Source organism: Clostridium sp. (assembly GCF_047777555.1).
Taxonomy (GTDB): domain Bacteria; phylum Bacillota; class Clostridia; order Clostridiales; family Clostridiaceae; genus Clostridium_H.
In genome coordinates this window covers 11617-27630 of record NZ_JBKEEV010000008.1, presented here as the reverse complement: position 1 = coordinate 27630, position 16014 = coordinate 11617, and the positions used below count along the sequence as shown (strand labels likewise).

Below are 16014 nucleotides of genomic sequence, written 5' to 3'. Positions count from 1 at the left end.
CCTTCTTTAATTAAACTACTTTCTGTAGAAATTCTTAATAGTATCACATACAAATTCAATTTCTTCTGTAGTGATTTCAGGATAAATTGGAAGAGCAATAACTTCTTTTGATAACCTTTCAGCCACTGGGAAATCTCCTTCTTTATATCCTAAATATTGGAATGCCTTTTGCATATGAAGTGGCATTGGATAATAAATGCTGTATCCTATCTCATTCTTCTTAAGATGTTCTGCAAGTCCATCTCTATTTTGTGCTAATATATTAAATACATAATAAACATGTTTTTGGTCTCCTTTAACCTTAGGTATTCTTATTTCTTCAATTTCACTTAATCTTTCTGTATAAAGCTTAGCTACTTCTTCTCTCTTCTTAATAGCTTCATCTATATATTTTAGTTTTACAGATAAAACGGCTGCTTGAAGAGCATCAAGTCTTGAATTATATCCTATGAAATCATAGTGATATTTCTTTGCTGCTCCATGCACTCTGTAACTCCTTGCAAGTCTTGCTAATTCATCATCATTAGTTACTATCATTCCTCCATCGCCATATCCACCTAAGGTTTTTGTTGGGAAGAAAGAATAAACTCCAAAATCTCCTATACAACCTGAACTTTTATATTCAGTGCCATTTCCTTTCCATCTCATTCCAAAGGCTTCAGCAGCGTCTTCAAGAACTTTAAGATTATGTCTAGATGCTATATCCATTATCTTATCCATATCTGCCATTTGATTAAATAAGTGTATTGGAAGTATTCCTACAGTGTTTTCATTTACTTTTTCCTCTATTTTATTTACATCTATGCTCAAAGTTTCTTCATCAATATCTACAAATACAGGTTTTCCCTTATGTCTTATTATGCATGATGCTGAGGCTAAAAAAGTAAATGGTGAAGTTATTACTTCCTTTCCATCCTTAAATCCAAGTATATCTGAAGCGATAACTAAAGCGTCTGTACCTGATGCTACTCCTATAGCATGTTTTGCTCCTGTATACTCTTGTACTGCTTTTTCAAAGTCTGCTACTTGATTTCCAAGTATAAAGCTCCCACTTTCAATAACAGCTTGAATAGCTCTATCAAACTCGGCTTTTTTTTCATTATATTCTCTTTTGGAAGTATAGAAATCCACTTTCATAATCTTTTATCTCCTTTTGTTTATATTTATATTTATTAAATTTAGAATTATCTTCTAAATTAATCATAAAAAACACATAGTATCATAGAATATAGTTTTGTCTTTATTTAGCTATAATAACCTTTATACCTAATTTTTTTATTTTCTCTATTTCCTTATCTGGAGCTTCCCAGTCTGTAATTAATAAGTCCAATTCTTCTGCTTCCAAGGTTCTAGAAAAAAATTCTGTACCTATCTTATCAAAGTTAGCAAGACATATTTTTTTCCTTGATACCTCCGCTACTGCTCTTTGAAAGGCAGAACCTTCAGGAGTAGAACTGCTAAGTCCATGTCTTGCTGAAAATCCTCCTCCAGTTAGGAATGCTACATCTATTCTAAGTGTTCTTATAAATTCCGTAGCTAAAGCATCAATTATTCCTTCTTCATCTTTTATTTTTCCACAAACTATATAAGTTTCTACGTTATTTAATAGTTTTAACTTCTCAGCAATAATTAGAGAGTTTGTAATTACAGTATAATTTTTGTCCAAAGGAAGATATTTTAATAAGACATAATGTATACTGGCACCGCCTATAAATATAGTATCTCCCTGTTCTATGTATTTTACTGCTACTTTTGCAACAGCATTTTGATGTTCAGTACCTTCCCCATACCTTAACTTCTCATCTATTGGGAATCTTCTAACCTTTGAAAGAGGAATAGCACCTCCGTGAGTTCTTTTTAAAAGACCTCGTTCTTCCATTGCTGTAAGATCCCTTCTTATGGTATCTATGGAGGTACCAAACTCTTCTGCTAAATCCTTTGCAAGTATTCTTCCTTTTGATTTTAACTGAGCTAATATCATTTCTCGGCGTTCTTCAGCAAACATTATTCTCGCACCTTCCTGCTAAATTACAAACTTAACTATGTCTATTTTATCACGTTTGTGCAGTTTTGTTAATAGTTTATGCAAGTTTTTTCTTGATTATAATGTTTTAATTTTTATATTGATTGAACTTCTAAATAAAATTGTCTATAAAATATAAAAGAGAGCATCTCATATTGCATTTTCATGCATTATGAGATACTCTCTTTTATTAATTAATCTTTCTTTTTTGTTGCTATATCTACCCATACAGCTACAAGCAATATAAGTCCCTTTACTATATACTGCCAGAAAGGTTGAGTATTTAACATACTCATTCCATTATCAATACTTGCCATTACTAATGCTCCAACTAAAGCTCCTGCTACAGAACCAGTACCTCCTGATAAGCTAGCTCCTCCAATAACGCAAGATGCTATAGCATCCAGCTCAGCATTCTGTCCTGCTGCAACTGAACCAGCATTTAATCTTGCAGTTAATAAAATTCCTGCCATAGCTGCAAGCAAACCATTTAATGCGTATATAATAAGAACTGATTTTTTTATATTTATTCCAGAAAGCTTTGTAGCTTCTTTATTTCCACCTATAGCATATATTCTTCTACCGAATACAGTTTTAGATGCAATATAGGAAAATAGAATTCCAAGCATTAACATAATGAATACTGGAACTGGAAGTCCTTGATATTGATTTAAGATAAAAACCAATCCAATTGTAATAACTGAAATGACTACTATTTTGATTATGTCTACAGATTTAGGCGGAACATTTAGTCCATATTTCACTTTATTATTTCTGCTTCTTGTAATGATTAGTATAGTTGATATAACAGCTATTATTCCAATAATATATCCTAGTACAGATGGAAGATAAGCCTGTCCAATCACTTTCATACTCTTAGTTAAAGGCGCTATTGTTGAACCTTTACTTACACCTATAAGTATTCCTCTAAATACAAGCATTCCTGCTAAAGTTACTATAAATGAAGGTACATTTTTATAAGAAATCCAAAAACCATTCCAAAGGCCTAATATTAATCCTAATACTAAAGTTATAACTATAGTAGCTCCTGCACTCATTTTTAACCATACATTTAAAATAGCAGCTACTCCTCCAAGCAATCCTAACATAGAACCTACAGACAAATCTATTTCACCTAATATAATGACAAATACCATTCCTATAGCTAATAATCCCGTAGTTGACATCTGTCTTAAAAGATTAGATAAATTTCTTGCTGTTAAAAAGTTTCCACCAGTTGTAATAGTAAATATAATCCAAATAGACATTAAAGCTATAATCATCGTATACATTTTAGAATTTATTTTATTCTTTTTAGTTTCCTTCTTGTCTTTGATTCTAGAATTTATAGAAAGTTTATTTTCCATTACCTTTCCCCCCCTATTGCACATTCCATTATCATTTCCTGAGTTAAGTTTTTATTTATAAATTCACCTTTTATTTCTCCCTCATGCATTACAATAACTCTATCACTTATTCCAAGTATTTCTGGCAGCTCTGAGGATACCATTATTATAGAGATTCCCTTTTTAACTAGCTCAAACATAAGTTTATATATTTCATATTTTGCTCCTACGTCTATTCCTTTAGTTGGTTCATCAAAAATAAATATATCTGAATTTGTATTTAACCATTTAGCAAGTACTATTTTTTGTTGATTTCCACCTGAAAGTGTTCCCGCCATAGTATCTAAATTAGATGTTTTAATTCTTAAAGCGTTTACGTATTTTGATGCTACTTCTTTTAATGCCTTATGATCTAAGAAAAAGTTCTTTAAACTTGTAATAGTTATATTATCTGCTACACTCATTATTAAGGATAATCCCTGTTTTTTTCTATCTTCTGTTAAAAGACATATTCCATTTTTAATTGCGTCTTCTGGTGACTTTATCTTAACCTTATTTCCATTTATTTTTATTTCTCCTCCACCTATTGGATCTGCTCCAAAGATTAGCCTCATAACCTCACTTCTTCCTGAGCCAACCAATCCAGCTATACCTAAAATTTCTCCTTTTCTAGCTTTTATATTAATATTCTTAATCTTACCAGTGGTATCGCATAAATCTTTTGTCTCTAAAACCACTTCACCTGGAGTGAAAATTTCCTTTGGAAACAAATCTTTAAGTTCTCTACCAACCATCATATTTATAAGCTTTTCTTGACTTATTTCCTTGATTTCACAGGTTCCTATAAAGGTACCATCCCTTAATACTGTGGCTCTATCACAAATATCAAATATTTCATTTAATCTATGTGATATATATATTGAGGCTACTCCTTCAGATTTTAATGTTTCTATAACCTTAAATAAGTTAGCTACATCCTTGTTTGAAAGGGATGTTGTTGGCTCGTCAAAAATAATTATTTTAGCATTTAAACTTATAGCTTTCGCAATTTCTACCATTTGCTTTTTTGCAGTTTCCAGTTCTCCAACTATATCTGTAGGCTTTATATTGATTCCTAACTTTTTAATTATTTTGTCCGTATCTTCATACAACTTTTTATAGTCAACAATCCCTAAAGCTTTATTTTTATAGGGCAGTCTTCCCATATATACGTTTTCAGCAACTGTTAAAGATTCTGCTAAATTTAATTCTTGATGAACAAATCCAATACCTAGCTCTACTGCTTTGCTTGGAGTAATAATTCCACAATCAACTCCTTCCACATACACTTTCCCCTCATCTTGTGCATGCACTCCACCAAGTATTTTCATTAAAGTTGATTTTCCAGCACCGTTTTCTCCTAAAAGACCATGTACTTCTCCTTTTCTTACTTCCAAGTTTACATTCTTCAGCGCATAAACTCCCGGAAATCGCTTGTGTATATTCTCCATTTTTAGGAATACACTATTCACCTTCTGACCACCTCAACTTTCTTAAAATCGTTTTCATGAGTATAGTATAAAAGTTTCAGAAAATTAAATATATATAATAATTTTACTTTTACCTTTGAAAATTTTACTTCTTTTATATAACAGCATTTATGAAATTTTACGATGATTTATATATTATAAAAGCCCCATGCTTAGCATTGATTTGCTTAGCATGAGGCTTCTTTTTTATCTATTAGAAAACTTATAAATAGTAGTATGCTTATACTCTTGTCCAGCTCTTAGTATAGGTGAAGGGAAATTCTTATAATTTATGGAATTTGGGAAATACTGCGTCTCAAGACATAGTCCCGCTCTTTTCCCATAGATTACATTTCCTTTTCCAACAAGAGCATTATCTAAAAAATTGCCAGTGTAAAATTGGATCCCAGGCTTTGTGGTGTAAACTTCCATAAATCTACCGCTCTTATCATCAAATACTTCTGCTGCTTTTTCTGGGCTATTCCCACTTACATTTAATACCCAATTGTGATCATAGCCTTTAGCAAAACGTATTTGCTCATAATCACTATCAATTTCATCTTTTATAGATGTTAACTTAGTAAAATCCATTGGAGTATCCTTTACATCTATTATCTCTCCGGTAGGAATAGCTTCCTCATTAGCTTCTGTAAACTTATTAGCATTAATCATAACCTTATGGTTTAAAATGTCACCAGAGGAATGACCAGATAAGTTAAAATAAGAATGGTTTGTAAGATTTACTATAGTGTCTTTATCAGAAACAGCAAAATAATCTATCTTAAGTTCATTATCATTAGTAAGTGTGTAAGTGACTTTCACATGAAGATTTCCTGGATATCCTTCTTCTCCATCTTTACTATTGTATATAAGTTGTAAGCACTCATTATTATTTTCTTTTATTATCTCTGCATTCCATACAACTTTATTAAACCCAATAATACCACCATGAAGATGATTTCTTCCATCATTTTTAGCTAACTCATATTTTTTACCATTAAGTTCGAAACATGCATTTTCTATTCTATTAGCATATCTTCCTATAATTGCACCAAAATATACAGTATCATCCATATATTTATCCAGACTATCATATCCAAGTACTATATCATCAAAATTCCCCTTATTATCAGGTACTTTTAAGGAGGTTACAATACCACCGTAATTTATTATTTCGGCTGTAATACCATTAAAATTTGTAAGAGTAAAAATATAAACTTCATTTCCATCTTGGGTATACCCGTAATGCTTTTTCAAAATACTCATAATAACTACTTCCTTTCAAGTAATTTAAGAGCTTTTTCAACTACATTATCTACTGTAAATCCGTATTCCTTAAATAGTTCCTCCGCTGGAGCAGAAGCACCGAATGTATCAATAGAAATAACATCTCCAAAGGAACCTACATATTTATGCCATCCCAAAGAACATCCTGCCTCAACAGCTAATCTTTTAGTTACACTGCTTGGTAGTATGCTTTCCTTGTATTCCTGGCTTTGCTTTTCAAATACCTCCCAAGAAGGCATGCTTACTACTCTTGTATCTACTTGTTTTTCTTTTAATACTTTTGCTGCCTCATAAATAAGCTCCACCTCAGATCCTGTAGCCATAAGTATTAAATCTGGAACCTCTTTTTCACTATCCTTTAATATATAAGCACCTTTTAAAGCTTCTTTTGAACTCTCCTCATATAGCGGAAGGTTTTGTCTTGAAAGGATTATAGCAGTAGGACCATCTTTTCTCTCTATTGCAGAATACCACGCTGCTGCTGTTTCCTTTGAATCCGCTGGTCTATATACGTGCATATTTGGTATACTTCTTAATGAAATAAGCTGTTCAATAGGCTCATGGGTTGGTCCATCTTCTCCAACACCTATGCTATCATGAGTTAAAACATAAATAACTGGAAGTTTCATAAGTGCTGATAATCTCATGGCCGCCTTCATATAATCAGAAAACACAAAGAAAGTAGCAACAAAGATTCTAAGTCCTCCATGTGCAGCAATTCCATTTGCTATAGCAGCCATAGCATGTTCTCTTACTCCAAAGTGAAGATTAGCACCATTCCTATTCTCAGCAGAAAAATCTCCTTTATCTTTCATATAAGTTTTATTAGAAGGAGCTAAATCTGCAGAACCTCCTATAAGGTTTGGTATAAGCTTAGCTAAACGATTTATAACTTCACCTGAGGAATTTCTTGTGGCCATCTTTCCTTCACTAAACTTCCAAAAATCTTCTCTATTTAAAATATCCACAGGAAGCTCATTGCTGTGCCATAGTTCCCATTCCTCAGCTAATTCTGGATACTTCTCCTTATAAGAATCAAAAAGCTTATTCCACTCTTCTTCAGCTTTTTCTCCCTCTTTTTTAATTGTATCCATATATTCTTTTACTTCACTTGGTACAAAGAATTCTTCAGTATATTGCCAATTCAAGAATTCCTTAGTCTTTTTAATATTTTCTAATCCTAATGGTTCTCCATGAGCAGCAGCAGTTCCCATTTTAGGGGAGCCATATCCTATTTGAGTTTTTATAGTAATTAGACTTGGCCTTTTCGTATCTTGTTTTGCTTTCATAATAGCTTCATTAATGTCTTCTACACTATTGCCATCATTAACAACTATTACTTGCCATCCATAAGCCTTATACCTATCTTCTACGCTTTCTCTAAAAGCTATATCAGTATTTCCTTCTATAGATATATTATTAGAATCATATAATACTATAAGCTTGCTTAACCCTAGAGTGCCCGCAAGAGACGCAGCTTCTGCTGTTATTCCTTCCATCATATCCCCATCCCCTGATAGGACATAAGTATAATGATCTACTATTTCATATCCTGGCCTATTAAACTTAGATGCAAGATAACTTTCTGCTAATGCCATACCTACTCCATTAGCTTGTCCTTGTCCTAAAGGTCCTGTAGTAATTTCAACTCCTGGAGTGTGACCATATTCAGGGTGACCTGGTGTCTTGCTTCCCTTTTGTCTGAATTGCTTTAAGTCTTCTATAGTAAGCCCATATCCAAATAGATGTAATAAAGAATATAACAGCGCAGAACCGTGACCAGCTGAAAGTATAAATCTATCCCTATTTACCCAGTTTGGATTTGACGGATTGTGTTTCATATTTTTTGACCATAATGTATACGCCATAGGTGCTGCTCCCATAGGAAGTCCAGGATGGCCTGAATTTGCCTTTTGCACAGATTCTGCTGAGAGTAATCTTATCGTATTTATTGATAAATCATCTAAATATTTATTCATATTATCACTCCAATACTATTATTAAGACCTAAAGTATTTTATTACCTTAGGTCCTTATTTTACTGAATATTACTTATTTTTTTGAAAGACTCCTTTAGTGCAGGGTATAATCCTTTATATACATTATAAACTTTATTGTAGACTTCTACATTTTTAGGATTTGGTTCTGTTGAATCTGTAACTTTAATAAGCTTTTTGCAAGCTTCATCTACAGAGTTAAATGCCCCACATCCTACTGCTGCTAATATAGCAGCACCATAAGCTGGACCTTCTTTGGAATTTATAACCTTTACCGTTACTCCGAATATATCGGCTAAAATTTGTCTCCATAAAGGACTCTTTGCTCCTCCACCGCTAACTCTAACTTCTTTTATGTCTACATTTAAACTCTTTAATATTTCTAGTGAATCTCTAAGTCCGAAACAAACACCTTCTAATATTGCTCTTGTCATATCTTCTCTAGCACTTGTAATATTTAATCCGAAAAATACTCCTTTAGCGTCTGGATCGCTATATGGCGTTCTCTCTCCCATAAGATATGGAAGGAAAACTACTCCATTTGCTCCTATAGGTGAACTATTTGCTTCTTCTAGAAGTTTGTCAAAAACATCACCTTCAATGTCTTTATTTATATTTTCAACCCACCATTTTAAGCATGAAGCTGCTGAAAGCATAACCCCCATCTGATGCCATTTACCATTAGCATGACAGAAAGAGTGTAGTCTATTCTTTTCATCTACTTCATATTTATCACTGCTTGCAAAAACCACTCCAGAAGTTCCTAAGATACAGATAATATTCCTTCTTCAACCGTTCCAGTACCTACTGCTCCAGCGGCATTATCTCCACCACCAGCAACTACTACTGTCTCTTCTGAAAGTCCAGTATATTCTGAAACTTCTCTAATTACTTTTCCTGTAACTTCCCATGATTCATAAACCTTTGGAAGAACCTTTTCACTTATTCCTAGTATTTCAAGCATTTCCTTTGACCATTTTCTATTTTCAACATCCAGCATAAGCATACCTGAAGCATCTGATACGTCTGTAGCATAGGTGCCTGTTAACTTAAATCTGATATAATCTTTTGGTAAAAGTATGTGTTCAATTTTATTAAAAATTTCTTCTTCATGTTTTCTAACCCACAAAAGTTTTGGTGCTGTAAATCCTGTAAGAGCCATATTTCCTGTAAACTGTGATACTTTATCCTGACCTATCTCTTTGTTTAAGTAGTCACATTCTTCCTGAGTTCTTTGATCACACCATAGTATAGCTGGTCTTAATACATTGTTTTCTTTGTCAAGAAGAACAAGCCCGTGCATTTGTCCACTGAAGCCTATACCTTTTATGCTTTCTCCTTTAATTTCTGAACTATTTATAAGTTCTTTTATTCCATCTCTTGTAGCTGTCCACCAGTCCTCTGGATTTTGTTCAGCCCATCCTACTTTAGGATAATTTACATCATAGTCCTTAGAAATAGAAGATACTACTTGTCCATTTTCATTCATAATTACAATTTTTACTGAAGAAGTTCCTAAATCTATGCCTAAAAAATTCATATTAAACACCTCATCTTATTTATTAAAAGCCTCTTCCCAATCTTTTTTAAACTTTTCTAACCCTTCATTTGTTAGAGGATGTTTTACCATCTGCATTATTACTTTATATGGAACAGTAGCTATATGTGCTCCAGCCTCTGCTGCATCTATTACATGGATTGTATTTCTTATACTTGCTGATATAATTTGAGTGTTTATATTTTGAATCTTAAATATATTTGATATCTTTCTGATAAGTTCCATTCCTTCTATTGATATATCATCTAATCTTCCTAAGAAAGGACTTACATAAGTTGCTCCTGCATTAGCAGCGAGTAGTGCCTGAGCTGGTGAAAATATTAAAGTAACGTTTGTCTTTACACCTTCCCTTGAAAGTACCTTTACAGCCTTTAACCCCTCACTAGTCATAGGTATTTTAACTACCATATTTTTATGAATTTTAGCTATTTCTCTACCCTCTTTAATCATACCTTCAGCATCATCACTTATAACTTCTCCACTTATAGGGCCGTCAACTATATTAGCTATAACCTTTATAGTTTCCCAAAAGTCTTTTCCTTCTTTTGCAATTAGGGATGGATTAGTAGTAACACCACTTATCACTCCCATATCATTTAACTCTTTAATCTCATCTATATTTGCTGTATCCACGAATAATTTCATATAAAACCTCTCCTTTTAATTATAAACCTTAAACTCCAAATGTATCTATAATTGGTATTAGCGCCGCACCTAATATATTTGAATCATTTCCTAGCAGTGAAAAAAGTATATTTACATTTTCTTTATTATAAAATTCGTTGTTATTAAAAGTTTTGGCTTTAAGCTTATTACTAAAAATTGAAGAATAATTGCTTATTTCCCCACCTATTACAATGTAATCTGGATTAAATATAAATACCAAATTTTGTATACCTTCTACAAGGTAATCGGTGTAATCCTCTAAAACTTGTACAGCCTTTTCTTCACCCATTTCAAATCTCTTTATTATATCGCTTATTTTATTAACACGTTCACTGCTTTTTTCATTATAGTCTCTTATTAAAGCTCTGTTTGAAGCATAAGTTTCCCAACATCCTTTTTTTCCACAGTTACAAGCCCTACCATCTTTAACAATGGTCATATGTCCTATTTCTCCAGCTTTATTATTTCTACCCTTATACATATCATTATTTATAATGATACCTCCACCTACACCTTCTGTAATTGAGATATAGATAAGATTGCTTAAATCCTTAGCAATTCCCAGCTTGCATTCTGCTAATGCTCCTGCATTAGCTTCATTCTCAAGATAAATAGGTAGATTAAATTCTTCTTGTATTTCTTTAAAGGATATATCTTTTAATCTAAAGTTGGTAGCTAATTCTAGTCTAAACTCTTTTTCATTTATAATACCAGGGAGAGAGAAGCCTATTCCCAAAATCTTTTTATGAACATCTTCACTTATGTCTAATAACTCTTGTATCAATTTTTTCATTATGGATAATACTTCTAAATTATTAATTTCTAATAATTCCATTGTTCTATCTTCGATTATTTTGCCATCTAAATTCACAAGGACAGCCCTTATATAGTCTCTACCTAAATCTATACCTATACTATATCTTGAGTCAGGCAAAAATCTTATAATTACTGGCTTTCTTCCCCCTGTGGAAGTTGCCATTCCAGCTTCTTCAACAATTCCCTCTTCTTTAAGTTCTCCTACTATTGTTGTAACTGTAGTAACACTTATATCAAGCATTCTTGAAATATCTAATTTTGTTAATTCTCTTTCTTTTGATAAAAGCTTAATTATACTTTTTTTATTATTAATTTTTATGTCACTATGCCCTAAAGTTCCCATATTATCACCACTTATAAATATAATGTAGAGATAAAATTTATCTCTACATTATTTTACACTATTATTCGTTAAGTATATACTGATTTAATATAGATTCTAGAAGTTCTTGTCTTCCTGACTTGTTTTTAATAGCACTATTATTTAATGCGTATTTTTCAAGAGCTTCAAAATCTACTTTTCCTTCAACTATGTCTTTTCCTATTCCTTCTTTGAAGCTGCTGTATCTTTCATCAACAAAGTTCTCTAATTCCTTGCTTTCTAATAACTTATATGCAACTTTTAATGCTTTAGCAAAAGTATCCATACCAGCTATATATCCAAGGAATAGGTCTTCAACTTCAAATGAACCTCTTCTAACCTTAGCATCAAAGTTAAGTCCACCTGGAGCTATTCCACCATTCTTTAACACTTCATACATAGTTAATGTTGCATCATATATATTAGTTGGGAATTGGTCTGTATCCCATCCAAGTAATAAATCTCCTTGGTTTATGTCAAGACTTCCTAGTATTCCATTTATTCTAGCTACAGCAAGTTCATGTTGAACAGTATGTCCTGCTAAAGTAGCATGATTAGCTTCTATATTAACTTTAAAGTATTTATCTAAATCATACTTCTTTAAGAATGAAAGAACAGTAGCTACGTCAAAATCATATTGATGCTTTGTTGGTTCCTTTGGTTTTGGCTCTATTAAAAATTGACCTGTAAATCCTATTTTCTTAGCATAATCTACAGCCATATGGAAAAATCTAGCTAAGTTATCTTGTTCAAGTTTCATATCAGTGTTTAATAGAGTTTCATATCCTTCTCTACCACCCCAGAATACATAGTTTTCTCCGCCTAACTCTTTAGTAACTTCTAGAGCCTTCTTAACTTGAGCTGCTGCATATGCAAACACATCTGCATTGTTAGAAGTAGCAGCACCATGAACAAATCTTGGATTGTTAAACATGTTAGCTGTACCCCATAATAGCTTTTTATTATGTTTTTGCATTAATTCCTTACAATAAGCAACTATTTCATCAAGATTTTTATTTGTTTCTGCTAAATCTTTTCCTTCTGGTGCTATGTCTCTATCATGAAAAGCAAAGTATTCTATACCAAGTTTATCCATGAATTCAAAAGCAGCTTCCATTCTCATTTTAGCTAATTCCATTTTATCTGTTTCTCCATCCCATGGTCTTTCCATAGTTCCAGCACCAAATGGGTCAGTTCCTTCTCCAGTAAGTGTATGCCAGTAAGACATTGTGAAACGAAGATGTTCCTTCATTGTTTTGTTTCCTACAACTTCATCTGGATTATAATATTTAAAAGCAAAAGGATTTTTAGAATCTTTTCCTTCATACTTAATCTCTGGTACATTATTAAAATATTTACTCATTTATTTTACCCCCTATAAAATTATTTTTGAAATTGTTTTCACTTGCTGTGATTTTATTATAATACTTGACAAAAACTTTTTCAAGTTATTTTAAAAAGTTATTTTAAAATATTTTTAAAATAACTTTTAATATTAACTAAAGATTACACATGAATGTAAAAAATGGCTAGATCCCATAAGATCTAGCCACTTCTAAAATATTTAACTTTAAACCTTAGAAACTAATAAAAGTATCTTCAACAAGTTTTTCTATATCTGTATTGCTATCAAGTATACCTTGTTTCTTCATAGCTTCAAGAGTATTTTTAAAATCATTTTTTGCTTTTGCTGCATCTGCTTTAAATTCATATTCACCGATTAACTTGCTGTTTTCAATTTCATCCCCACTGCTTACATATTTTTTCTCAACAGTAAGCTTAGCTGCATCTTGTGGATGTTCTTGAACCCAAGCACTTGCTTCAGACCACGCTTCTGTAATAGCCTTAGCAAGTTCTGGATTATTCTTTGCAACCTTTCCACTTACTCCCACATAGCAGCAGTAATTATCTTGAGCATTTTCATCATGATGATTATCATGGTTATCATGATTCATATTTCCAAATATCTTTCTAGCCTTACCTTGTGATACCGCTAATGCACCATATGGATCCCATGCTGCAAAGGCATCTATGTCTCCTTTTTCAAGAGCTTGTTGAAGCTGAGCTTGAGGATATACTCTCCATTCTACATCATTTTTAGCATCTATTCCTGCCTTACCTAACTCAATAGATAAAAGTACCATAGGAACTCCACCAATTGCGTCTACTCCTATTTTCTTTCCTTTTAAATCTGCAACTGACTTAATGCTAGAATTTATTGGTACAACTCCTTGTATACATCCAGTATGAACTCCATTAGTAAGTTTAATATCAAGTCCTTGTTCAATAGATTTAAACATTCCTGGAGAAATTTGTGCACCATCTATTTTTCCTGATGCTAGTCCTTCTTTTAAAGTCTCAGCATTGATATTAACAAGTTCTACATCTAAACCATGCTTCTTAAAGATTCCACTTTCAACTGCAGCATATAGCGGAGCTTCGCATGTACCATTATAAGTTCCTAAAGTTACCTTTGTTAAGCCTTCAGAATTAGTTTGTGAAGCAGTATCTTTATTAGAAGATTGCTTGCTTCCACATGCTGTTAACAGTACAGTTGAAATTGACAATACACTTATAATTTTTATAATACTTTTATTCATGGTATCTCCTCCTGAATTATAGATTAAATATAATACTCTGGCTGTTTTTCTTCTTCTTGAACAAAATTAAGCAGCTGCAAAATCTTATTTCGAAGAAATATAAACTCCGGTTGATTTCTCTTTCGTTTGTGTTTCATATCTACCTTGATGATATGATGAACTTTACCTGGACGTGGTGACATAACCACTATCTTATCGCTTAAATAAACAGCTTCATCAACATCATGGGTAATTAATATCATTGTATTTTTTCTCTCTTGCCAAATTCTTATAAGCTCGTCCTGCATATACATACGAGTAAATGCATCTAAGGCACCTAAAGGTTCATCTAAAAGCAATACTTTAGGATGATTTACTAATGCTCTTGCAATAGCTGCACGCTGTGCCATACCTCCTGATAACTGATGGGGATAAGCTTTTTCAAAGCCATTTAATCCTACAAGTTCAATGTATTTATCAATATCATCTTTCTTTTTGTGATATAACTTTCTTGCAACTAATCCCGTTCCAATATTGTCATATATATTTAACCACGGAAATAAGTTAGGATTTTGAAACACAAGCCCTCTTTCATAGCTTGGCCCTTGTATCTCCGCACCATCAAGAAAAACCGTACCAGAGGTTTGTTTTTGAAGTCCTGCTATTATTCTTAGTAAAGTAGACTTACCGCAGCCGCTGGGACCTACAATAGATACAAACTCTCCTGATTGTATTTCCATATTTACTCTATCTAATGCTAAAATCTTATTATTTTCATGATCTGTGAATTCACAGCTTAAATCCTTTATTACTATATTTCCTTCCTTTTTTACCATTTTATCAGCCCCTTTTGCCATACTAATATTTTGTCTCTCATCTTAAATAACAAGGTTATAATTGTAGAGAATAGTATTGACATAACTACAAGGCTTGCATATACCTTTTTATATTCAGCCCATCCTTGAGCCCAGTTTATATACCAGCCGAGTCCTGCTTTAACACCTAACATTTCTGCTACTATTAAGGTAACAAAGGATGTTCCAAGACCCATAAATAATCCTATAAAAATATTAGGCAACGAAGCAGGTATTGCCACTCTAAATATTTGATAGTACTTATCAGCTCCCAGGGTTTGTGCTACCTCAAAATAAGATTTTTGAACATTTGCAATTCCTGAGCTTGTCATTACAGTTACAGGAAACCATACCGCTAATGCTAGTATAAATACACTAGCCGTAAAACTGCTTGGGAATAATGTCATAGCTATTGGTATCCATGCTGTTGCAGGTATTGGTCCAATAACTTTCTGCAGAGGAGAAAGCCAATAGTTGAGCTTTGGATTCCACCCAATCATAACACCTGTAACTAAGCCTAAAATAGCACCTATAGAATATCCTATAACTAACATTCTAAGAGAATACAAAGTACTTATACCAAGCATTCTCCAATCAGTTATAATAACATCAACCACTTGCCCTGGTGCTGGGAAATATGGCATTGGTAATATAGTAAGCTTTGAAGTAAGAACTTCCCACAGACACAGTAATAATATGCCCGCACTAATCAATGGTGATTTTTCTTCAAGCTTATAATGTAGTTTTGAATTTTTTAAAGAAACTAAATTTAAGAGTAGAAAAATAGCTAAAACTCCAATAAGTATAGGTACCCAAAACGTTGTTTTATAAATTGCAAGTTTATCTGGAACAAACTTACTCACGAGAATTGCTATAATCAGTGATATCATAGGTAAAATCATCCTAAAATTACTCTTATTTTTCATCCCTTCTCCTCCTTTTATATTATTCCTATATAATTACTAGGTTTTTACTCAAAAAAATAAATACTTATTTTAAATAAAAATCTTTATATTATA

The 16014-nt window shown here is 32.5% G+C and carries 12 protein-coding genes and 1 pseudogene; all 13 read right to left on the bottom strand.

Features of this window, described 5'->3' with window-relative positions; translation table 11 throughout:
- Positions 1 to 15 precede the first annotated feature (15 nt).
- Positions 16 to 1137, bottom strand: coding sequence for a DegT/DnrJ/EryC1/StrS family aminotransferase (locus ACFWTK_RS11305; protein ID WP_415876091.1), 1122 nt, complete (start codon positions 1135 to 1137; stop codon positions 16 to 18).
- Positions 1138 to 1240: 103 nt separating this feature from the next.
- A complete protein-coding gene (locus ACFWTK_RS11300) occupies positions 1241 to 2005 on the bottom strand; it encodes a DeoR/GlpR family DNA-binding transcription regulator (RefSeq protein ID WP_415876090.1) in 765 nt (254 codons plus the stop codon).
- Positions 2006 to 2217: 212 nt separating this feature from the next.
- Complete coding sequence (locus tag ACFWTK_RS11295; protein WP_415876089.1) at positions 2218 to 3390, bottom strand: sugar ABC transporter permease; 1173 nt, start codon at positions 3388 to 3390, stop codon at positions 2218 to 2220.
- Positions 3390 to 4880, bottom strand: a complete 1491-nt coding sequence (locus tag ACFWTK_RS11290; protein ID WP_415876088.1) for a sugar ABC transporter ATP-binding protein — start codon at positions 4878 to 4880, stop codon at positions 3390 to 3392. Before ACFWTK_RS11290 ends, ACFWTK_RS11295 begins: the two co-directional genes overlap by 1 nt.
- Before the next feature lie 204 nt (positions 4881 to 5084).
- A complete protein-coding gene (locus tag ACFWTK_RS11285; RefSeq protein ID WP_061858929.1) occupies positions 5085 to 6143 on the bottom strand; it encodes an aldose epimerase family protein in 1059 nt (352 codons plus the stop codon).
- Positions 6144 to 6148: 5 nt separating this feature from the next.
- A complete protein-coding gene (gene tkt, locus ACFWTK_RS11280; RefSeq protein ID WP_415876087.1) occupies positions 6149 to 8143 on the bottom strand; it encodes a transketolase in 1995 nt (664 codons plus the stop codon).
- A 59-nt stretch (positions 8144 to 8202) separates the two neighbouring features.
- A pseudogene (xylB, locus tag ACFWTK_RS11275) lies at positions 8203 to 9701 on the bottom strand (xylulokinase).
- 15 nt (positions 9702 to 9716) lie between these two features.
- Positions 9717 to 10364 (bottom strand): fructose-6-phosphate aldolase, encoded by a 648-nt coding sequence (gene fsa / locus ACFWTK_RS11270; protein WP_415876086.1) that lies wholly within the window; start codon positions 10362 to 10364, stop codon positions 9717 to 9719.
- A 28-nt stretch (positions 10365 to 10392) separates the two neighbouring features.
- Positions 10393 to 11544 (bottom strand): ROK family transcriptional regulator, encoded by a 1152-nt coding sequence (locus ACFWTK_RS11265; RefSeq protein ID WP_415876085.1) that lies wholly within the window; start codon positions 11542 to 11544, stop codon positions 10393 to 10395.
- A 61-nt stretch (positions 11545 to 11605) separates the two neighbouring features.
- Positions 11606 to 12925, bottom strand: coding sequence for a xylose isomerase (gene xylA / locus ACFWTK_RS11260; RefSeq protein WP_415876084.1), 1320 nt, complete (start codon positions 12923 to 12925; stop codon positions 11606 to 11608).
- Between the two features lie 214 nt (positions 12926 to 13139).
- Positions 13140 to 14162: an ABC transporter substrate-binding protein gene (locus tag ACFWTK_RS11255; protein ID WP_273092775.1), complete on the bottom strand. Its 1023-nt coding sequence runs from the start codon at positions 14160 to 14162 to the stop codon at positions 13140 to 13142.
- Between the two features lie 23 nt (positions 14163 to 14185).
- Positions 14186 to 14977, bottom strand: a complete 792-nt coding sequence (locus ACFWTK_RS11250) for an ABC transporter ATP-binding protein (protein ID WP_415876083.1) — start codon at positions 14975 to 14977, stop codon at positions 14186 to 14188.
- Positions 14971 to 15921, bottom strand: coding sequence for an ABC transporter permease (locus ACFWTK_RS11245; RefSeq protein WP_415876082.1), 951 nt, complete (start codon positions 15919 to 15921; stop codon positions 14971 to 14973). The genes ACFWTK_RS11250 and ACFWTK_RS11245 overlap by 7 nt, the downstream gene beginning before the upstream one ends.
- Positions 15922 to 16014: the final 93 nt, after the last annotated feature.